At 40.9% G+C, this 19,950-nt stretch carries 22 protein-coding genes and 1 pseudogene; all 23 read right to left on the minus strand.

The genetic code is table 11. The features are described 5' to 3' along the window. Positions 1 to 31: 31 nt before the first annotated feature. The 23 genes and pseudogenes from EYR97_RS09045 to rplE all read right to left on the minus strand — a co-directional run bounded on the left by EYR97_RS09045 (position 32) and on the right by rplE (position 19,944). Positions 32 to 1,150 (minus strand): glycosyltransferase, encoded by a 1,119-nt coding sequence (locus EYR97_RS09045; RefSeq protein ID WP_131093522.1) that lies wholly within the window; start codon positions 1,148 to 1,150, stop codon positions 32 to 34. Between the two features lie 27 nt (positions 1,151 to 1,177). Continuing rightward, on the minus strand, positions 1,178 to 2,752 hold the full coding sequence (locus EYR97_RS09050; RefSeq protein ID WP_131093523.1) for a GNAT family N-acetyltransferase: 1,575 nt from the start codon (positions 2,750 to 2,752) through the stop codon (positions 1,178 to 1,180). Positions 2,753 to 2,754: 2 nt separating this feature from the next. Beyond that, on the minus strand, positions 2,755 to 4,005 hold the full coding sequence (locus EYR97_RS09055; protein ID WP_131093524.1) for a lipopolysaccharide biosynthesis protein: 1,251 nt from the start codon (positions 4,003 to 4,005) through the stop codon (positions 2,755 to 2,757). Continuing rightward, positions 3,974 to 5,332: a hypothetical protein gene (locus EYR97_RS09060; RefSeq protein ID WP_131093525.1), complete on the minus strand. Its 1,359-nt coding sequence runs from the start codon at positions 5,330 to 5,332 to the stop codon at positions 3,974 to 3,976. The genes EYR97_RS09055 and EYR97_RS09060 overlap by 32 nt, the downstream gene beginning before the upstream one ends. Before the next feature lie 49 nt (positions 5,333 to 5,381). After that, on the minus strand, positions 5,382 to 6,635 hold the full coding sequence (locus tag EYR97_RS09065; RefSeq protein ID WP_207308051.1) for a class I SAM-dependent methyltransferase: 1,254 nt from the start codon (positions 6,633 to 6,635) through the stop codon (positions 5,382 to 5,384). Positions 6,636 to 6,678: 43 nt separating this feature from the next. Continuing rightward, on the minus strand, positions 6,679 to 7,749 hold the full coding sequence (gene gmd / locus EYR97_RS09070) for a GDP-mannose 4,6-dehydratase (protein WP_131093526.1): 1,071 nt from the start codon (positions 7,747 to 7,749) through the stop codon (positions 6,679 to 6,681). Positions 7,750 to 7,776: 27 nt separating this feature from the next. Continuing rightward, positions 7,777 to 9,960, minus strand: coding sequence for an O-antigen ligase (locus tag EYR97_RS09075; protein WP_131093527.1), 2,184 nt, complete (start codon positions 9,958 to 9,960; stop codon positions 7,777 to 7,779). Between the two features lie 5 nt (positions 9,961 to 9,965). After that, the gene (locus EYR97_RS09080; protein WP_131093528.1) at positions 9,966 to 11,498 is read right to left on the minus strand and encodes a Wzz/FepE/Etk N-terminal domain-containing protein; all 1,533 of its coding nucleotides are present in this window, start codon (positions 11,496 to 11,498) and stop codon (positions 9,966 to 9,968) included. 623 nt (positions 11,499 to 12,121) lie between these two features. Next, on the minus strand, positions 12,122 to 12,523 hold the full coding sequence (rplQ, locus tag EYR97_RS09085; protein WP_131093529.1) for a 50S ribosomal protein L17: 402 nt from the start codon (positions 12,521 to 12,523) through the stop codon (positions 12,122 to 12,124). A gap of 41 nt (positions 12,524 to 12,564) precedes the next feature. Continuing rightward, positions 12,565 to 13,554, minus strand: coding sequence for a DNA-directed RNA polymerase subunit alpha (locus tag EYR97_RS09090; protein ID WP_131093530.1), 990 nt, complete (start codon positions 13,552 to 13,554; stop codon positions 12,565 to 12,567). Positions 13,555 to 13,573: 19 nt separating this feature from the next. Continuing rightward, on the minus strand, positions 13,574 to 14,194 hold the full coding sequence (gene rpsD / locus EYR97_RS09095) for a 30S ribosomal protein S4 (protein WP_012519214.1): 621 nt from the start codon (positions 14,192 to 14,194) through the stop codon (positions 13,574 to 13,576). A 24-nt stretch (positions 14,195 to 14,218) separates the two neighbouring features. Further along, the gene (gene rpsK / locus EYR97_RS09100) at positions 14,219 to 14,611 is read right to left on the minus strand and encodes a 30S ribosomal protein S11 (protein WP_013786215.1); all 393 of its coding nucleotides are present in this window, start codon (positions 14,609 to 14,611) and stop codon (positions 14,219 to 14,221) included. 14 nt (positions 14,612 to 14,625) lie between these two features. Further along, positions 14,626 to 14,982 (minus strand): 30S ribosomal protein S13, encoded by a 357-nt coding sequence (rpsM, locus tag EYR97_RS09105; RefSeq protein ID WP_012519216.1) that lies wholly within the window; start codon positions 14,980 to 14,982, stop codon positions 14,626 to 14,628. 172 nt (positions 14,983 to 15,154) lie between these two features. Next, positions 15,155 to 15,271, minus strand: a complete 117-nt coding sequence (gene rpmJ / locus EYR97_RS09110; protein ID WP_012519217.1) for a 50S ribosomal protein L36 — start codon at positions 15,269 to 15,271, stop codon at positions 15,155 to 15,157. 38 nt (positions 15,272 to 15,309) lie between these two features. Beyond that, entirely contained in the window at positions 15,310 to 16,629 is a 1,320-nt protein-coding gene (gene secY, locus EYR97_RS09115) for a preprotein translocase subunit SecY (protein ID WP_131093531.1), read from the minus strand. Between the two features lie 5 nt (positions 16,630 to 16,634). Next, positions 16,635 to 17,069: a 50S ribosomal protein L15 gene (gene rplO / locus EYR97_RS09120; RefSeq protein ID WP_131093532.1), complete on the minus strand. Its 435-nt coding sequence runs from the start codon at positions 17,067 to 17,069 to the stop codon at positions 16,635 to 16,637. A 3-nt stretch (positions 17,070 to 17,072) separates the two neighbouring features. Continuing rightward, entirely contained in the window at positions 17,073 to 17,252 is a 180-nt protein-coding gene (gene rpmD / locus EYR97_RS09125) for a 50S ribosomal protein L30 (protein WP_014950907.1), read from the minus strand. A 6-nt stretch (positions 17,253 to 17,258) separates the two neighbouring features. Next, the gene (rpsE, locus tag EYR97_RS09130) at positions 17,259 to 17,759 is read right to left on the minus strand and encodes a 30S ribosomal protein S5 (protein ID WP_012519221.1); all 501 of its coding nucleotides are present in this window, start codon (positions 17,757 to 17,759) and stop codon (positions 17,259 to 17,261) included. A gap of 9 nt (positions 17,760 to 17,768) precedes the next feature. Next, on the minus strand, positions 17,769 to 18,122 hold the full coding sequence (gene rplR / locus EYR97_RS09135; RefSeq protein WP_131093533.1) for a 50S ribosomal protein L18: 354 nt from the start codon (positions 18,120 to 18,122) through the stop codon (positions 17,769 to 17,771). A 12-nt stretch (positions 18,123 to 18,134) separates the two neighbouring features. Beyond that, a pseudogene (gene rplF, locus EYR97_RS09140) lies at positions 18,135 to 18,667 on the minus strand (50S ribosomal protein L6). A 13-nt stretch (positions 18,668 to 18,680) separates the two neighbouring features. Beyond that, a complete protein-coding gene (rpsH, locus tag EYR97_RS09145; RefSeq protein ID WP_131093534.1) occupies positions 18,681 to 19,073 on the minus strand; it encodes a 30S ribosomal protein S8 in 393 nt (130 codons plus the stop codon). 13 nt (positions 19,074 to 19,086) lie between these two features. Further along, positions 19,087 to 19,392, minus strand: coding sequence for a 30S ribosomal protein S14 (rpsN, locus tag EYR97_RS09150; RefSeq protein WP_071980725.1), 306 nt, complete (start codon positions 19,390 to 19,392; stop codon positions 19,087 to 19,089). A 12-nt stretch (positions 19,393 to 19,404) separates the two neighbouring features. Next, positions 19,405 to 19,944 carry a 50S ribosomal protein L5 gene (gene rplE / locus EYR97_RS09155; protein WP_071816102.1) on the minus strand — a complete coding sequence of 180 codons (540 nt, stop codon included), beginning with the start codon at positions 19,942 to 19,944 and terminating at the stop codon, positions 19,405 to 19,407. Between the last annotated feature and the right edge of the window lie 6 nt (positions 19,945 to 19,950).

A 19,950-nucleotide genomic window follows, 5' to 3' on the forward strand; every position in this document is an offset into this window, starting at 1 on the left:
ACTCCTTCTATCGTTTTAAACGATTAATAGCTTAATAAGTGATGGTAGATGGTAATTTTTCATTGAGCTCTTCAATCAAACATTGCTCAGTGTAATCAGCTCTCATCTTTTTCATCGCCTCAATATGTTCCGTCATTTTTATTAAAGGATCGCTAGCAAATAGCTTCTCAGCCCATTGAGGTTGGTCAAAGTCACAAATAAACCCGAGTTCACCGTATTTGGTAACATACTCATTTACAGGGCTAATATTCGTTGAAATAAAGGGAATAGAATAAGCGATACAATCACAAAGATTACCACTTAGCTTCCCTTCATAATCTCTGTTTTGAGACAACAAGATATAACTTGATTGGCACACCGCTGTTTCGTATTCCTCACTGTTCATCCAATGTTTTATTACTTGGACGTTAGCCTTGTTCTCTATAGTAGACAACAACTCTGCTTGATAATCACCAGGGTTGTAAACGCGATAGTCCCAGATACCCTTTTTATCGGCTAGTACTAAATCTACCAAAGGCTGCAATGTTTTATCGGGCTTAGCTGGGCCAAAAAATGAGAGTATTGGCCTATTTGATAATGAAGCTGCAGACCTTTCGCGATTAACCCCTTGATGGTACTTGACTACCTCAAGCTTTTTTTCGTCTGAAAAATGGATAAGACGATTAATTAAGGTTATCTCGAATTGTGTGTGGCAAAAGACTTTGTCCACAAGTAAAAAGATAGCTTTTAGCAACCAACGCAGTAAACGCCCTTTTCCCGTAATTCGGCCTTTGGCAATATTGTTAGTTGGCACTAAAACATATTGATTGTTACCACCTAAGTTTTTTATCAAGAAAACTAAAATTGATAATTCTTCGAATCCTTGAATCACAACCAAACTGTTTCGCACTCTTGGCGAAGCAAAGACTTTTCTTATCAACTTGGAGCGTCCAGCAAAATCGTCATCTGGTTGCCCCTCAAAAGTGTTAATTGCTCCTTGATGTGAAGGAAAAAGTTTTTGCAGGTTAGCCTTTGAATACGCTGAAGTTATGATATCTGCTTCTATCCCTTGGGACTTGAAATATTTGATCCAGAATACATCGTCAAGAATCATATGTCCGGTTAGCTTGCCCCCTGTCAAAGAGGAAAAAATTAACGTTTTTCTAGTCATTAGCCATTGTCTCGGTGCTATCACCCATCACACTAAGGTTTTCGTCATTAAGTATGAAGTAGGTGCAGTATCGTTGTCGTCGACAACAAAGCCATAACTCCGATATAGATTAAAGGCAGCAACATTGTCTTTATCGACTCTTAATACGATGGATGACAAACCATGTTGATAAGCATGATTAATCAATTCACGCATCATTATTTTACCTAACCCCAGCCCTTTATGAGACTCAATAGCAGCAATTCCGAGCCATACCGTATCTTTGTCTTGATCAAGATGGCCGTACACTACGGGCTTACCATCTATTAACAACAGTAAAGTGGAAAGATGATTCTGCAGAACACTATATTCACGAGTAGAGAAATAGCGAAAAGCACTCAAAGATGAGTGAGCATTGGTCAAAAACTGTTGCAGTAACCTTTGGTCTAACGCATCAGGTTCTGCATTTGAGTCGAGTAATTTAAACGCTAAAGGAGTCGACGTCACTTGATCTAGCTGCGTCAACAGCGTTTGACAAACAAAATCTATATCGTCATCACTAATGAGTGCTCCGCTAGGAAGTACTATTACGTTAGATGCGATATGCTGTGCATTTGGAATTGAGCGCTGACTAATATCAGCAAAAATAGGTAATTCGTCTGCAGTGTAAAAACCAGGTCTCGTTTCGATGCCGTATTTTAATAAACGATCCATTAACTCATCTCTACTGATGCTCAGTAAAGAAAAAGGAATGTAGATAGCAACCGCCCACATTATTGGAGAGCTTATTTTGGGATAGCATTGAAATGAAATTAACGGATGGTTCGATAACGCGCTTTGGTAGCGTTCAAACACTCTTTCTTTTTGTTTTAATATAGCGTCGTACTGTTCAAATTGTGCTACACCGATAGCAGCAAGAACATTGGATAAACGGAAGTTGTTGCCATGTACTTCGTGCCAATAATGTTTCTTCTCTCGACGTAGACCATGACTTCTGAGCAAGACCATTTTTTCATACAACTCGGGATCTTTGCAGCTAACAATTCCACCTTCACCGCTTGAAATAGTTTTTGTGGCATGCAAACTAAAAGTACAAATATCGCCGAACGCGCCGCAATACTTGCCTTGATATTGTGAAAAGATTGCTTCTGCACAATCTTCAATAAGATAAATCCCATGTTTTTTCGCTATGTCTGCTAATTCAGCCATAGCAGACATCACACCGTAATTATGAATACAAACAATGGCTTTGGTTTTGGAGGTGATCAATGCTTTGACGTGAGCAACGTCCATATTCCAATCAAATAATGACACATCTGCAAATACCGGTACCGCATTCATTTGTCTTAGCACATTCGCAGCAGCCATGAAACCGAAACCCGGTACGATAACCTCATCACCAGGCTTGATATCAATGCCTAAAAAAGCCAATTGTAATGCTGCTGTACCATTAGAAACTGCGAGTACATTATTCAAGTCTAATAACGTTGAAAACTGCTGCTCTAACCTACCAACATATTGGCCTCCGGACACCCATTTAGAGTCGATAGCGTCAGTCACATACTGGCTTTCATTACCCCAATGATAAAAATCCGACCAGTTGATTTTCTTTTCATCTGACATTTTTAACTCCCTTCTACATTAAGAGCAGAAATTGTTTTTTTAAGCAATAAGAAGAACCTAGTTGACGCATAGACCAATGAAGTGATCTGTATCGCTAGGATACATAAAATAAAACCGGAAACCCCCACATCTGGAGGCAAAAAGTACAGGGTAACAAGTAGTACAACTGCAAATTTCATAGACATAGAAAAATATTGGCGTTGTTCATCAAGTGCTACCCAACACATCGTGACCAAAGAGTTAAGGTTAATAATCACAAAAAAACTAGCAAATAAAAAAAGCAAGTCCGCTAATGAACGATAGTCTTCTGTAAATATTAACGTGACAAACTCTTCGCTCCAATTAGTTATCACTAATGCTAAAAGCCCTATCGGCAACGTTGACATACACAAATAGCGTTTTAGGGCGCTAAGTATATCCTGCATCTTCCCATTGCTGATAGCACTAGAAATGCTCATCCTAAATACGCGCTCAACTTGACTCTGAAAAATTGATGCTGCGGCAGTAATTTGTAATCCAAGTGAGAAAATTCCCAATTGCTCAAGACCGTATTTATTCTCAAATATAATTCTACTAAACCCACCGTAAGCTAATTGAGCCATAGCAATCATTAGCAAAGAAAAATTGTCGTTCAATAAACGTATCCACTTTCCTTTTGTGGGAAAAGAAAACGCTCTAAAGTAGGGAAGTTGCACTCTAAATTGAATCATCAAACTGATGACATTGGCAATAAAATAAAGCCAGAATACCAAGAGTATACTTGGCTCCATTAGGTTAAGAAATAACGTTACCGAACCGACATAGAGCAAGCGCTCTAGAAGAAAAATATACGAATATACAATATTGCGATGACAAATTTCGAATAGAAAGGCAAGGTTCATCGAAGCAAGAAGTACACAAAATACACCAAATGCCATTTTTCCATCGAATTCAAAAATATAAACGGCCACCAAAAGTGCCATTCCACTAACTAAAAGTGCACTTAGTCGAAATGCAAAAACAAGATCAAATACTTTTTGCTTTGAGTCTTCCGTCACACTCATCTTAGCCGCAGTTATATCAGTGGAATAATTTACGACTAAGCCAACTATTCCCGCAATTACTAGCACATATGAATAAACTCCAAATGTCTCGGGGCCTAGAATATTCGCTAGGTATATAGTTAATAGATAAGAGACCGCGGCGCCAATTATACTATTTTTGGTCAATACTGATAACTGTTTAACTGACATATGCAAGCCTATTTGGGTCATTCAGCTTGCTTGTTTTTACATGATTATACTTTGGAGAGCGCATCACTAAAAACATAAGTGCCGTCAACAATAGCCCACCATTGGTAAAAGAAGCACACGATACTAATACCAATAAACACATGGCCATCATAGAACGATAGGGGTCTAGATTACCTGTTTGTAAAACTAGATAACCATATAACCAAATAATAAAGCCACAACCGAAGCGGAGACCTATGTCTATCCAAGTATCATGAAGATTATAAAAATAACCACTGCGTAGTTCCTGCGGTGTAAATGCGGTTTGTTGCTCAGAAACAAAATTAAACGCGTCATCCTTATCATGTAAGCCTGAACCAAATCCACTACCTACTAATAAAGTATACCAGTCACGACTGAAGAATAGCTTAGTTTCTTCAAAGCGCACAGGGTCGAGTCTTCTGAACAAATCCATGGGATTTTTAGTGGACTGTACTTCAGATAAAAATGCCACTGCCTTATAACTTTTTAAGCGCTCTTGGTTATCACTAATAAATTGAAGTAACGGTAGTACAAATAACAAAACGATAAACGACATCTTGAAAAATGATCGGCCATAATGAATTACTACAAAGAGCAATATAGTTCCCATATAGGTCAATATGATCATTCTTGTAACATAAGCGATTAATACAACCGTGACTAAAGATACTGCCCCTATCGCTAACAGCGTTTTTCTTTTCGCTATAAAATAAAAAGGAACAAGTACAACTAGAGACTTAACTGAATCATAACTTAGATAGGCATGCTCTATGAAACTAAAAAACAATAAGAAGTTAGCTAGTTCAGTTAGTGAAAAAACTACTAGTAAATAGGTGAGCAATTCGATATCGAAACTAAAAGAACGACTTCGAGTACTTCTACATACCACCCCACAAATCAACGCGAATAATAAGAGATCGCGTGAAAGAGTAATAGCGTCTATCGGGATTTCGCTGAGCAATGTTTGAAGTGCATAAATACAACTGAGGAAAAGCACACCTATCGTTCGGCTAATGCTAAAGCGAATATGCTCAAAAACTATATAAATACACGCCAAATAAATGAGATAACGGACCGGCCCTGCTGTAGTTACAAAAACATCAGATCCGTTATCAACACTAATAAACAGTGCAAAGACCACTAAAGTATTACGAAGGGATTTGTCACTAAAGTAGTATATTGCTAACACAAGCGGCACTATACAGACATAACTATAAATGCCAGGTAATAGAAAACGCTGAGCGCCTAATACAGCGCAACAACTAAGCAATATAGTAAGCACAAAAGATCCCGATTTAGACACTACGGTTGAAGTTAAGTGGTTCAAATCACATTCCCTGTGAATACATTCCCAAAATGCCATGCTTTAGATTTTATTAAAGCTGGACAATCTCAAAATGAGGCAAAGGAAACACCAACTTACGACCTTTCATTGATGGCAACTGTTCAAAAAACGCTCTAAAGTGCCATGGTAACACTAACAAATAATCAGGCTCTGAAGCTAACACTGCTTGCTCAGATTCGATAGGGATCAGAGTACCTGGTGTAAACGTACCAAACTTATCTGAATTCACCTCTCCAATACAACTTAGTAGACTCTCGTCAATATTATAGTATTGAAGTAGAACATTCCCCTTTGTAGAGGCTCCAAGCCCACATACGGTTTTACCCTGAGCTTTGGCATTATTCAAAAATTCTAATAAGGCATCGCGCTCGGTATTAACATCAGAATTGAATTTTTCATAAACTGATAGGCCGTCAAGCCCCATTGCGGTTTCATCTGCCAAAATCTTATCTAAGACTGCAGTGTTAGGCTCATAAGAGGCGTCTTTTTTCGCCGCTGTAATAGAAAAGCTACCACCATTTATGTCGTTGAACTCGACATCCAATACCTTTAAACCCGCCTGTTTGGCTATCCAATTAATCTGTTTAAGTGCATAAAACTCTAGATGTTCATGACAAATAGTATCGAATGAATTTGTTCGTAACATGGCGGGGAGATAACTTTGTTCAAATACCCATATTCCTTCATCGGCCAAAGCTCCTTCAATTTCACGTGCAAAAGCCAGTGGGTCTTCTAAATCATAGAACATAGAAATAGAACTTATCACTTTAGCTTTCTGACCATCGAGGGCTTCACGTACAGTTTCAGCTGAGAAAAAGTCCGGCACTAAACGAATTTCCGGCGGGTAATATTCAGAGAACTTCACACCCGTTGGATCAATACCAACTAATTGGTATTTGTTTTTAGGGTAAGCTTGTAAGGTAGTTGAATCATTGCTACCAATATCTATTACTAGGTCATTCGGCGACAAAACACCTAAATCGAGAATTCGTGCAACTTTTGAATGAAGGTGTTCAACCATACTTGCATTGAGTCCCGAACGATAACCATAGTTCATTCCATACATTTCACTCAAATCATAGCTGTGCTTTAGCTGTACCAGACCACAACTATCGGTGCCGTTACACTTAACTAGAGTTAGTGGCCCACTTGTTATGTCCTGTCCTTTGCTTTTCGGGAATACTCCAGTCAACGCCTGATCACCTAAGGTGACAATTTCAGCCAGTTCATTACTGCCACAGATACGGCAGCTAGAAATCTCTTTGATAATATTTGCAGAATTCATTGGTTTATACGACCTTATAAACTTTATTATTTTCGACTACTCACTAGTAACCATGTTGCTTTACTAAACTGTCTCTTTTGGCATTTTTTAGATCGCTTTGTACCATTTCTCTTACCAACTGTTCGAAACTAGTTTGCGGCTCCCAGCCCAATTTTTTCTTTGCCTTCGAGGCATCCCCTAGTAGTGTTTCAACTTCCGTTGGACGGAAATAACGAGGATCGACAACGACTATACACTTCCCATTTTCATCGTATCCTTTTTCATCAACTCCCTTACCTTCCCAGCGAATACTCATTCCGAGTTCTTTCGCTGCAATATTGACAAATTCTCTTACACTGTATTGAACGCCAGTCGCAATGACAAAGTCTTCGGGTTGATCTTGTTGCAACATCAGCCACTGCATTTCAACGTAGTCTCTTGCATGACCCCAATCACGCAAAGCGTCTAAATTACCTAAGTATAAACAATCCTGCATACCAAGATGAATTCTCGCTAAGGCTCGTGTTATCTTACGCGTTACAAAAGTTTCTCCACGAATAGGGCTTTCATGGTTAAAAAGGATACCATTACAAGCATATATACCATAAGCCTCGCGGTAATTGACTGTGATCCAGTAAGCATATAGCTTGGCAACTGCATAAGGACTACGAGGGTAAAAAGGAGTAGTTTCTTTTTGGGGCGTTTCTTGTACTAATCCGTATAACTCACTAGTACTTGCCTGGTAAAAACGCGTCTTTTTCTCTAAACCTAATATCCGAATAGCCTCAAGAATTCTCAAAGCACCAAGAGCATCTGAATTAGCAGTATATTCGGGTTCTTCAAAACTTACTGCCACATGCGATTGAGCTGCTAAATTGTAAATCTCATCTGGCTGTGCTTGCTGAATTATACGCAACAAACTCGTCGAGTCAGTCATATCACCATAAGGCAAAAACAAACGAACATCATCTTCGTGAATATCTTTATATAGATGGTCTATTCTCGAGGTATTAAATGACGAACTGCGACGACGAATTCCGTAGACGATGTATCCCTTAGAAAGCAACATCTCAGCGAGATATGCGCCATCTTGCCCTGTTATTCCTGTTATTAAAGCAACCTTTCTATCAGCCATTTAAACCCTCAAATTCTATATTCTATGTTATCCCAAAGGGGTGATCTTGATCGACTCTGGTACGATGACTACTTCTTTCTGTTTATCATCGGACAAGTCATTAATAAATGCCATCTTAAAAAATAATGGCTGAGTCTTATCAATTACAAAATCGAAATAATATGTTTGACTCTCATCAATCAAAAAACTCTCTTCTTTGAGCTTGATGCCCAGAGCATTATATACCTCTACCTGAAGTATTGGCTTGTCATTACTATGATAGCGACCCCTTGCAGTGTAGCTAAAATTATAACGGCCTTTCTTTACACTAAATAGTTTTGAACTCAATGCCATATTAGCGAGCATTGTCCATTGCTCAGATTGGTCTAAAACGTTTATATCGAAACGGTTGGTAAACCAATCTAAACGTGTGAACTCGCTAATATCATCATAAACAAAATCTTGACAATCCAAAGTTTCTGCTAAGATTGTGGCAAACCCACTCTTACCATTCAAAAAAGTAGGCTCATGACGATAATACTTATATGCTTGTAGCTCAACATCCAGTAGCTCTTGTTTATTAACAACAAGAACAAACGCACTTCTCGGCAGAGCATATGAACACAGACCACTTAAGCCCGATTGCTCAAAACTATAGGGATTGAAACGCCACCCACTGTTCTTCGTTAACTCCTCGCGAGTCATTTTTAGACGATCGTCGACAAAAACAATATCATCTGTAGATACAGTCAAACCATAAGTAATGTTCGCCAATCGAGTACCAACAGATACTTTCTGGTTTGAATAGAGACGCTGATGATAAGAACTAAAAAGGTAAGCCAAAAAAAGCGAAGATATTGTTAAAGCAACTAGTAATAATCTCTTTTGTAATGAACCTTCACTAATGTCAGAACTAACCCTGTTACTGCACGAAGCAACGAAGCTCGCATTACATGTGACAATTGCAAGCAAGTAAGCGGTAAAAATAATCCAAGGTAAGCTATGATCAAGATAGTAGTCAAAACTTAGCCCTACCAAGACCATGCTCAGTAAAGGAGCAACTGTTGCAAGTCTACCAGCAGCTTTTAGTTCCAACAATATCTTAGCTATAAGTACAGCAAGTACCGCAAACCCAACTAGGCCGCTATCCAATAGAATTTGCAATAAAAAATTATGAGCGTTTCCACCGTTAATTGGATTGAGTACTGTCCTAGCACCGCCATTGCTCACTCCGAAATAAGGGTTCTGACTAATTAACTCAATTGATTTTGTCCATAAGTCAAGGCGACCACCAAAAGCATAATTATCAAATCTTGGGATGATATCAGACCAAGCCAAAACCTCCCCATCTGCTAGTACCTGAAGGTATGGCAATAACGAACTGAATTTGATCAGTGCATAAGGAGAAACAAGTACAAGAACGTGTGCAATAATAACGAAAAGAAATAAATATATTAAACCGTGAACTAATGTGCGCTTATTCCGTACCTGCTGTACTGATAGTACAAGGAGTCCCACTGAAAAGGTCAAAAGAAAATTGCGAGAGCCAATAGAACTGCCTGCTAGAAATAATGCTGACATCAAAAAAATAAAGCAACAAAACTCTATTCTACTTATTCTGTTGAAATTATTTTTGAGCCAGATTAAACAGAAAATTACCGCTAAAGACAATATCGTGCCTAAATCGGTGTTTATCTTAAAAATCGCATTAACATTCTGTTCTGGCCAGATTTCAGAACCAACAAAGAACCTTCCTAAAACCTTAGCTGACTGATAGTCATAAACTTGCCACAACGAAAGTAGTGCGATAAATAAAAACAGCAACCAAATAAGACTGTTTGACCATTTGGCGCGGCTCAAAGAGAACCCTCGGTTCCCCTCTGGTAAACTAAATAGCCAAAGAGCAAGAGGCACCGCTGATGACAAAATGATGAAGTATAATCCAAACCGCAGAACATCTTTTTGGCTTGTATAATAGTGCAGATTAAGCCATAGACTGACAAGGCATATTACTTGGTAAGTCAGCAACAGTAATAGTGTTAACTTATTGCGTTTAATAAAAGCCCTAAATCCACAGCTACTCCATATCTTGTAACACAACAATAAAAACAAACAGAGTAAAGCGATTGGCTCTAAAGAAAACTGCCAAGAATCAAACACCGCGTCAGGGCGTGCGGTGGAGAGCAGAATCAAAAACAAAAAGCTACCAACATGGGGCAGTTTTTTAATCATGACTTCTAGCCCAAGTTTCTATCTAGTTGCTTTTTTTGTTTAACACGTCTTTCAATAACTAATTTAAATAGCACTAAAACCAATGCCATCACAAAGCTAATAAAAGACCCAATAATCACGATTAGCGCCTTAGATGGCTTTTTGTATCTTCCCGATGCAAAAGGTGGACTCTCTACTGCGTATAAAGAGACGTCAGAAAAATCAAGTGATAGAGCGTTTAATTCATTTAACTCGTTTAGTAACGAAGCGAGTTCAGGAATAAAAGGGTCGTCAGTTTGCCTGTCTCTTAATATTTGTAAACGCTCATCGTTTTCGATCTCTATAATTTGTACATTTATATCGTTAAGTTCTTGAATAAACTTTGCGTCATCAGCAGCACTTCGCTCTTTCATTTGCGCAAGTACTTGGTCATTTTTGACCGTTTCTATTTCTAAATCTAAAGCATTCAATTCTTCTAGATATTTTGAATCATTATCACGCTCTTTTAGCGTTTTTACTAAAGTTTCTAAATACTTGGTACCCATTAAATACAATGGTAACGATTCGTCACCATTAACATTAATCTTTGTGGTTGTAGGGATACTGTCACCTTCTTTCAACTCATCAAGTGAAGTTGGATAAACGATATTTAAAGCTAGTGCAATTTTATGGGCTTCTTGTGCCTCGGCGATTTTTGTAGAACGATCCTTTTCAGCTTTTAATATCAATAGTTGACGCTTTTGTTGTAGTTTATTTAGCTTGAGCTGATTTGCTTCTTGTAAAATTTCAATCTCTGTTTGACGGCGACTAGTTGCGTTGGTTACTAGTAATTGCTTTTTCAAGCGTAGTTGTTCCAGTTTTTCTGCATTTCCTTCTATTAACCTTTCAATTTCAAACAGGCGCTGTTGCTTATAAACTTCTCTAAGCATCGTGATTTTTTGGTTTATTTGTTCTTTTTTGCCTGCAACCAAAATTTCTTCATTCTTTTCTAACTGTTTAACAATTTTCGTATTAACAAAAGGTAGGTACTGGTTTAAAAAGTCAACTGCCAATAATTCGTTGCGGTGACTGAAAGTAATAGAGAAACGAGTGCCGTCATTTAACAGATTAACGTCTCGTTTATTAGGAATGCGAATATCGTTTTCCATCATAGAAAACAGGCTAGTGAAATAGCGCTGTTTTTCAGCATCCAATGAAGCCTCATCAACATTCGGAAAAAACTCAGGAAGAATCTGCGACTCGTCTATAAAAGCATTAAATGAAACTTTCGAAGTACTGTAATCATAAAAAAGCTTAAACACTTCGTCTGGCTCATACTGAGTAAGTCCATTGTTATTTAGTGAGCTTATATCAGCAAGCGAAGGTCTCGACAAATCTACTGACACTTGGTAGACCTTTGTTTTAAAAGACGCAAGCCCCAAGGACAACCCAATGCCAATGAACGTTATTAAAAGTATCAACTTCCATCTTTCTACAATTAATAAAAAAAACTCAATAAAATCAATTTCGTCTTTTTGATAACTTTGGGTAGTTTCTTCACTACTTAACTTGCTCTGCATTTTAACCCACTAATTATTCTGGTTTTAACTTCAATCCCTGTAAAGGCAGTATAAGTATAAACATTAACGATGATCTAGAATTGTATTTCAGACTATTCACTTAAAGTTTAATTAAACTTATTTGATAGTTCTTACATTTCTTTTTGACCTGCTAGGATGGAAAAATTTAGTAAACCTTGACGGTATTACATTAATTTACTAAGGCATTCTCTTTATTTGAGTACACCGTCTAGCCATTAACTATCAACAGCACATCTAAAATTTAGACTTCATCAATCAAGATAGTTATATCAAGTTATCTAGCTTCTAGTTGTTGTAATTAGTCACCTTTCAACTTATTTTCCCCGCAAACTGTTCATTGGTTCGTTAAATATAACCATAGTGAGTTTGTATTGGGTTGAACGTAGAGCAGTAACCTTCTAGATTAACAAGTACAACATTACAACGTATCAGACTATCACAGATAGCGCGGCAGTATAAATGAACACATCAAAATTTCAAATACAATGTGTATCACCAGTAATAAAGTTAGTGCATTCATATTGTAACAACTCAGCAAAACGAAACCATAAAAAAAGGGCCTGAGTTTTCACTCACGCCCTTTTTTCTATTTCGAGTATTAATTACTCTTCAGTTGCTTCTACTGTTTCTTCTTCAGCTTCTACAACTGGACGGTCAACTAGCTCAACATATGCCATTGGGGCATTGTCGCCAGCACGGAAACCGCATTTAAGAATGCGAGTGTAACCGCCTGGACGAGCTTCGTAACGAGGACCAAGCTCGTTGAATAGTTTACCTACAACTTCTTTATCACCAGTGCGAGCGAAAGCTAGACGACGGTTTGCAACGCTGTCTTGCTTAGCCATAGTGATTAGAGGCTCAATTACGCGACGTAATTCTTTCGCTTTTGGTAACGTAGTTTTGATCACTTCGTGCTTGACCAAAGAACCGGCCATGTTTTTGAACATAGCTTGACGATGGCTGCTGTTGCGATTCAACTGACGACCACTCTTACGATGGCGCATAGTTTTATCCTTCTCTACAAATCAGTTTGATAAAAACCTGATTAATCTTTTTCAGCGATGCTCTCTGGTGGCCAGTTTTCTAGGCGCATACCTAGAGATAGACCACGAGATGCTAGAACATCTTTGATTTCAGTTAGCGATTTCTTACCAAGGTTTGGTGTTTTAAGTAACTCAACCTCAGTGCGCTGTACCAGGTCACCAATATACTGGATAGCTTCTGCTTTCAAACAGTTTGCAGAACGTACTGTCAGCTCTAGGTCATCTACTGGACGAAGCAGAATCGGATCGAATTCTGGCTTCTCCTCTTTCGCTTCTGGCTCTGATACATCACGTAGATCTACGAATGCATCAAGCTGTTCAGCTAGGATAGTAGCAGAACGGCGGATCGCTTCTTCAGGATCCAATGTACCGTTCGTTTCCATGTCGATGATTAGTTTGTCTAGGTCTGTGCGTTGTTCAACACGAGCAGACTCTACACTGTATGCAATACGTTCAACTGGGCTGTATGAAGCGTCAACTAACAAACGACCAATTGGACGATCATCTTCTTCAGAGGAGCGACGGGTAGAAGCTGGTACGTAACCACGACCCATTTCTACTTTAATACGCATGCTGATTTCAGCTTCGCCAGTTAAAGTACAAATTACGTGGTCAGGGTTAACGATTTCTACGTCGCCATCATGCTGAATATCACCAGCAACAACAGGGCCAGCGCCAGATTTCACTAGAGTTAGGGTTGCCTCAGTTTTACCTTCAAGGCGAACCGCTAAACCTTTTAGATTTAGCAAGATTTCAATTACGTCTTCCTGTACACCTTCTTTGGTGCTGTACTCGTGAAGAACGCCATCAATTTCTACCTCTGTTACTGCACATCCTGGCATAGATGACAATAAAATACGACGTAGGGCGTTACCTAAAGTGTGGCCAAAGCCGCGCTCTAGTGGTTCCAAAGTTACTTTGGCACGAGTAGGAGAAACGTTTTCGATCTCAACTAATCTCGGTTTTAGGAATTCAGTCACAGAACCCACAATGCTTCCTCTTTAGTTAGCTTTACTTAGAGTAAAGTTCGACGATCAACTGTTCGTTAATTTCAGCAGACAGGTCAGTTCTTTCAGGAACGCGCTTGAAAGTGCCTTCCATTTTGCTGCTATCTACTTCAATCCAGGTTGGCTTCTCACGTTGGTCAGCCAGTTCTAAAGCAGCAACGATACGCGCTTGCTTTTTAGCCTTTTCACGAACAGAAACCACGTCTTCGGCAGAAACGTTAAACGATGGAATGTTCACAACTTGACCATTAACCATGATCGCCTTGTGGCTTACTAGCTGACGTGCTTCAGCACGAGTACTAGCAAATCCCATACGGTAAACTACGTTGTCAAGACGCTGTTCTAGAAGTTGCAACAAGTTTTCACCTGTGTTGCCTTTTAGACGAGCAGCTTCTTTATAGTAGTTGCGGAATTGTTTTTCCAGAACGCCGTACATACGACGAACTTTTTGTTTTTCACGCAGCTGAACACCGTAGTCAGACAGACGGCCACGACGGGCACCGTGCTGACCAGGCGCTGTATCGATTTTACATTTAGAATCGATTGCGCGAACGCCGCTTTTTAGGAACAGGTCAGTTCCTTCGCGACGGCTAAGTTTGAGTTTTGGACCCAAATATCTTGCCATGATCTTTCTCCAACTGTCCGTCGATTAAACGCGACGTTTTTTCGGTGGACGACAACCGTTGTGAGGAATAGGGGTCACATCGGTAATGTTTGTGATCTTATAACCTGTAGCGTTAAGAGCACGGATCGCAGACTCACGGCCTGGACCTGGACCTTTAACAAAAACTTCAAGGTTCTTAAGACCGTATTCTTGTGCAGCAACACCTGCACGCTCAGCAGCAACCTGTGCAGCAAATGGGGTAGATTTACGTGAACCACGGAAACCTGAACCACCAGATGTCGCCCATGCTAGTGCATTGCCTTGACGGTCTGTAATAGTCACAATTGTGTTGTTGAAAGACGCATGGATATGAGCCATACCGTCTGCAACCTGACGTTTAGCGCGTTTACGCGTGCTACGAGCTGGTGCTTTAGCCATAACTTACTCCCCGCTTACTTCTTAATTGGCTTACGAGGACCTTTACGGGTACGCGCATTAGTTTTAGTGCGCTGACCACGTAGAGGCAAGCTACGACGGTGGCGAATACCACGGAAGCAACCCAGGTCCATCAAACGTTTGATGCTCATAGAGACTTCACGGCGTAGATCACCTTCAACGGTGAATTTAGCCACTTCGTCACGAAGCTTATCAATAGTAGCTTCGTCTAGCTCTTTGATTTTTGTATTTTCTGCAACACCAGCACCCGCACAAATGCTTTTCGCACGTGTGGGGCCAACGCCATAGATCGCTTGGATAGCGATTACAGCATGCTTGTGCTCAGGAATGTTAATGCCAGCGATACGGGCCATTAACAGCACTCCTCTTGTTTATTTGTCGACGACCTAAAAAGCCCGATAGGATACTTACCCGTCGACTAAATTGCAAATTAAGGTTCAAAATACTTTTAAACAAAACTAGCAGAACCTGATAAGTACTGTCAGGTTCTGCTTACAGCTTTGCCAATATTCTGTACCGCTTAGATTAGCCTTGACGCTGCTTATGCTTAGGGTCAGAACTGCAAATTACACGCACAACACCGTTGCGCTTGATAACTTTACAATTACGGCAAATCTTTTTAACTGATGCACGAACTTTCATTACATCACTCCCCTTTCTTTCAAAATTAAGGGGCTAACTTATCGGCCGTAGCCTTTAAGGTTAGCTTTTTTCAGCACAGACTCATATTGACTTGACATCAAATGTGTCTGTACTTGTGCCATAAAGTCCATGATAACCACTACGATAATTAGAAGCGACGTACCACCGAAGTAGAACGGCACATTCCAAGCAATTAGCATGAATTCAGGCACTAAACAAATAAAGGTTATGTACAGTGCGCCAGCCAGTGTAAGGCGAGTCATTACCTTGTCAATGTAACGCGATGTTTGCTCACCTGGACGAATGCCAGGAATGAACGCACCAGATTTCTTCAAGTTATCTGCTGTATCACGCGGGTTGAAAACCAACGCCGTGTAGAAGAAGCAGAAGAAGATAATCGCTGCTGCGTATAACATCACGTACAGCGGTTGACCAGGAGATAGCATAAGCGCTACATCTTGCAACCACGCTGTTGATTCATTCTGTCCAAACCACCCTGCGATGGTACCCGGGAACAGAATTATGCTAGAAGCAAAGATTGGTGGAATTACACCAGCAATGTTGACTTTAAGCGGTAAATGGGTGCTTTGCGCAGCAAAAACTTGACGGCCTTGCTGACGTTTCGCGTAGTTTACCACAATTCTGCGCTGTCCGCGCTCTACAAATACAACTAAGTATGTAAGAGCGATAACAATTACGCCAATCAACAACAGAAACAACATGTTTATGTCGCCCTGCCTTGCTTGTTCCGCAGTCTGACCTATCGCTGTTGGCAGACCGGCAACAATACCAGCAAAAATCAATATAGAGATACCGTTACCAATACCTCGTTCGGTAATTTGCTCACCTAACCACATTAGGAACATAGTTCCTGTGACTAGACTCACTACTGCCGTGAAGTAGAATCCGAAGCCAGGGTTTATCACCAATCCATTAATCAGGTTAGGCAGACCAGTCGAAATACCAATTGACTGGAAGACCGCCAATACTAACGTTAAATAACGTGTGTACTGACTGATCTTACGACGACCTGCCTCGCCTTCTTTTTTAAGCTCCACCATCGGTGGGTGAACCACCGAGAGCAACTGCATGATAATGGATGCAGTAATGTATGGCATAATGCCCAAAGCCAGAACGGATGCACGCTCAAGCGCACCACCAGAGAACATGTTAAACATTTCTACAATGGTGCCTTTTTGTTGCTCGAACAAGTCAGCAAGTACAGCCGGATCGATGCCAGGAATAGGAACATAAGAACCTAGCCTGAAAACAACAATCGCACCTAGTACGAACAACAATCTTGCTTTAAGCTCACTCAAACCGCTTTTCGCGCCTGAATCCAATCCTGGTTTAGCCATCTAGCTTATTCCTCTACTTTACCGCCAGCAGCTTCAATCGCTTCTTTAGCGCCTTTAGTAACCTTCAACCCGCTTACTGTAACAGCGCGTGATACTTCACCGCTCTTAACAACTTTAACGAACTGGATTTCTTTCTTAACGATACCAGCTGCTTTTAAAGTCTCAAGAGACGCAGTATCACCATCAACCTTTGCGATTTCAGCAAGAGTTACTTGATCAGTAACAAAGCTCTTGCGCGAAGTGAAACCGAACTTAGGAAGACGACGCTGGATAGGCATCTGACCACCTTCGAATCCTGGCTTAACACGGCCACCTGAACGGCTTTTTTGACCTTTGTGACCTACGCCACCTGTTTTACCAAGACCTGAGCCGATACCACGACCAGTACGCTTACCAGTAGGCTTTGAACCTTCGGCTGGAGAAATTGTATTTAAACGCATGTCTTACTCCTCCACGATCTCAACCATGTAATATACACGGTTGATCATGCCACGTACGGCTGGGGTATCTTCCAGTTCACGAACATGGTTGATTTTACGAAGGCCTAAACCTTTAAGCGTAGCTTTGTGCTTTGGCAGACGGCCAATTGCACTTTTAGTTTGCTTTACTTTAATCGTTGCCATGTCTGATTACCCCAAAATTTCTTCTACAGACAATCCACGCTTCGCAGCAACTTTCGCCGGGCTGTTCATTTCTGTCAGCGCGTTGATTGTTGCACGTACAACGTTGATTGGGTTTGTAGAGCCGTAACATTTTGAAAGTACGTTTTGTACACCAGCTACTTCAAGTACTGCACGCATCGCACCACCAGCAATAATACCGGTACCTTCAGATGCTGGCTGCATGTAAACTTTAGAGCCAGAGTGACGACCTTTAATAGGGTGCTGTAACGTGTGACCGTTAAGATCTACGTCAACCATGTTGCGACGAGCCTTTTCCATTGCTTTTTGGATTGCAGCAGGAACTTCACGTGCCTTACCGTAACCAAAACCAACGCGACCGTTACCGTCACCCACTACTGTCAATGCAGTGAAACTAAAGATTCGACCACCTTTAACCACTTTAGAAACGCGGTTTACAGCGATCAATTTCTCTAGAAATTCACCATTTTGAACGTCTTGTTTAGCCATTATAAACTCCTAGAACTGAAGACCAGCTTCGCGAGCTGCATCAGCTAATGCTTTAACGCGACCGTGGTATTGGAAACCACTACGATCGAAAGCCACTGCTTTAATGCCTTTCTCAAGTGCGCGCTCTGCGATTGCTTTACCGACTACCGTCGCTGCTTCAGCATTACCTGTAGACTTAAGACCTTCTGCAAGGCCTTTCTCAACAGTTGAAGCTGCAGCCAACACTTCAGAACCGCAAGGAGCGATTAACTGAGCGTAGATGTGGCGAGGTGTACGGTTTACTACCAAGCGATGCGCGGCCAGTTCACGAATTTTTGCACGTGCGCGAGTAGCGCGACGAATGCGAGCTGTTTTCTTATCCATCGTATCACCCACCTACTTTTTCTTAGCTTCTTTACGACGTACATTTTCATCAGCATAACGTACACCCTTGCCTTTATAAGGCTCTGGTGGACGGTAACCACGAATGTTCGCCGCAACCTGACCAACCACCTGCTTATCCGCGCCTTTAACGAGGATTTCAGTTTGGCTAGGAGTTTCAACCGTAATGCCTTCTGGCATTTCGTATACTACAGGGTGAGAGAAACCTAGAGTAAGGTTCAACTTGGCACCTTGTGCTTGTGCACGGTAACCAACACCTAACAATGTAAGTTTTTCTCGAAACCTTGTGAAACACCTTGAACCATTGCATTTAGGATAGAGCGAGCAGTACCTGCTTGTGCCCAACTATTTGCAAAGCCTTCACGAGGAAGTGCTTTAAGTTGGTTCTCTTCCTGTGCAATTTCAACAGCGTCATTAAAAACGCGAGTCAAAGTGCCTTTACTACCTTTAACAGTAACTTCTTGACCAGAGATAGAAACTTCTACACCTGATACAACGTCTACTGGGGCTTTTGCTATACGTGACATTTCAACTCCTCCGTTATGCTACATAACCGATGATCTCACCGCCCATGCCAGCGTTACGCGCTGCACGGTCAGTCATCACACCTTTAGAAGTCGACACGATAGCGATACCTAAACCACCCATGACCTTTGGAAGCTCATCTTTTTTCTTATAGATGCGCAGACCAGGACGGCTTACACGTTCGATAGTGTCAATTACTTGCTTGCCTTCGAAGTACTTAAGCGTAACTTCTAAAACAGGCTTAACGTCACCAGAAGCGGCGAAGTCTGCAATGTAACCTTCTGCTTTCAATACTTCACAAATTGCAACGCGAAGTTTTGAAGAAGGCATAGTTACAGAAACTTTCTGTGCCATCTGGCCGTTACGGATGCGGGTAAACATATCCGCGATAGGATCTTGCATGCTCATTATCAGCTACTCCTTACCAGCTGGCTTTCTTAAGGCCAGGGACTTCACCGCGCATCGCAGCTTCACGAAGCTTGATACGGCTAAGACCGAATTTGCGTAGGTAACCATGTGGACGTCCAGTTACACGACAACGGTTACGTTGACGAGACTTACTAGAGTCACGTGGCAGTTGTTGTAGCTTCAGAACAGCGTCCCAACGCTCTTCTTCAGAAGCGTTAACATCGCTGATAATCGCTTTAAGTGCGGCGCGCTTTTCAGCATACTTAGCTACTAGCTTAGTACGCTTAGCTTCACGTGCCTTCATTGATTCTTTTGCCATAACCCTACACCCTTACTTTTTGAATGGGAAGTTAAACGCGTCCAGCAGAGCACGTGCTTCTTCATTAGAGCTCGCACTGGTAGTGATAGTAATATCCATACCACGAACTTTATCCACTTTATCGAAATCGATTTCAGGGAAAATGATTTGCTCACGCACGCCCATGCTGTAGTTACCACGACCGTCGAATGATTTAGGATTCAAACCACGGAAATCGCGGATACGCGGGATAGCGATTGAAATCAAACGCTCTAGGAATTCCCACATACGCTCGCCACGTAGGGTTACTTTACAGCCAATCGGATAACCTTCACGGATTTTAAAACCCGCTACTGATTTTCTTGCAACCGTAACAACAGGCTTCTGACCGGCGATAGCCGTCATGTCAGCTTGAGCATTCTCAAGTACCTTTTTGTCAGCAACTGCTTCACCTAAACCCATGTTTAGAGTGATTTTTTCAATCCGAGGGACTTGCATGACGCTTTTGTATCCGAACTGCTTAGCAAGTTCAGCTACTACTGTTTCTTTATAGAAATCATGCAGTTTCGCCATCGTACT

Source organism: Alteromonas sp. KUL42 (assembly GCF_006538325.1).
Lineage (GTDB): Bacteria > Pseudomonadota > Gammaproteobacteria > Enterobacterales > Alteromonadaceae > Alteromonas.

What these genes read in the sequence shown, in the direction of transcription:
- EYR97_RS09045 (WP_131093522.1), bottom strand. Translation starts at nt 1,150, where the DNA reads ATGACTAGAAAAACGTTAATTTTTTCCTCTTTGACAGGGGGCAAGCTA.
- EYR97_RS09050 (WP_131093523.1), bottom strand. Translation starts at nt 2,752, where the DNA reads ATGTCAGATGAAAAGAAAATCAACTGGTCGGATTTTTATCATTGGGGT.
- EYR97_RS09055 (WP_131093524.1), bottom strand. Translation starts at nt 4,005, where the DNA reads ATGACCCAAATAGGCTTGCATATGTCAGTTAAACAGTTATCAGTATTG.
- EYR97_RS09065 (WP_207308051.1), bottom strand. Translation starts at nt 6,635, where the DNA reads ATGAATTCTGCAAATATTATCAAAGAGATTTCTAGCTGCCGTATCTGT.
- gmd (WP_131093526.1), bottom strand. Translation starts at nt 7,749, where the DNA reads ATGGCTGATAGAAAGGTTGCTTTAATAACAGGAATAACAGGGCAAGAT.
- EYR97_RS09075 (WP_131093527.1), bottom strand. Translation starts at nt 9,960, where the DNA reads ATGATTAAAAAACTGCCCCATGTTGGTAGCTTTTTGTTTTTGATTCTG.
- EYR97_RS09080 (WP_131093528.1), bottom strand. Translation starts at nt 11,498, where the DNA reads ATGCAGAGCAAGTTAAGTAGTGAAGAAACTACCCAAAGTTATCAAAAA.
- rplQ (WP_131093529.1), bottom strand. Translation starts at nt 12,523, where the DNA reads ATGCGCCATCGTAAGAGTGGTCGTCAGTTGAATCGCAACAGCAGCCAT.
- rpsD (WP_012519214.1), bottom strand. Translation starts at nt 14,194, where the DNA reads ATGGCAAGATATTTGGGTCCAAAACTCAAACTTAGCCGTCGCGAAGGA.
- rpsK (WP_013786215.1), bottom strand. Translation starts at nt 14,611, where the DNA reads ATGGCTAAAGCACCAGCTCGTAGCACGCGTAAACGCGCTAAACGTCAG.
- rpsM (WP_012519216.1), bottom strand. Translation starts at nt 14,982, where the DNA reads ATGGCCCGTATCGCTGGCATTAACATTCCTGAGCACAAGCATGCTGTA.
- rpmJ (WP_012519217.1), bottom strand. Translation starts at nt 15,271, where the DNA reads ATGAAAGTTCGTGCATCAGTTAAAAAGATTTGCCGTAATTGTAAAGTT.
- secY (WP_131093531.1), bottom strand. Translation starts at nt 16,629, where the DNA reads ATGGCTAAACCAGGATTGGATTCAGGCGCGAAAAGCGGTTTGAGTGAG.
- rplO (WP_131093532.1), bottom strand. Translation starts at nt 17,069, where the DNA reads ATGCGTTTAAATACAATTTCTCCAGCCGAAGGTTCAAAGCCTACTGGT.
- rpmD (WP_014950907.1), bottom strand. Translation starts at nt 17,252, where the DNA reads ATGGCAACGATTAAAGTAAAGCAAACTAAAAGTGCAATTGGCCGTCTG.
- rpsE (WP_012519221.1), bottom strand. Translation starts at nt 17,759, where the DNA reads ATGGCTAAACAAGACGTTCAAAATGGTGAATTTCTAGAGAAATTGATC.
- rplR (WP_131093533.1), bottom strand. Translation starts at nt 18,122, where the DNA reads ATGGATAAGAAAACAGCTCGCATTCGTCGCGCTACTCGCGCACGTGCA.
- rpsH (WP_131093534.1), bottom strand. Translation starts at nt 19,073, where the DNA reads ATGAGCATGCAAGATCCTATCGCGGATATGTTTACCCGCATCCGTAAC.
- rpsN (WP_071980725.1), bottom strand. Translation starts at nt 19,392, where the DNA reads ATGGCAAAAGAATCAATGAAGGCACGTGAAGCTAAGCGTACTAAGCTA.
- rplE (WP_071816102.1), bottom strand. Translation starts at nt 19,944, where the DNA reads ATGGCGAAACTGCATGATTTCTATAAAGAAACAGTAGTAGCTGAACTT.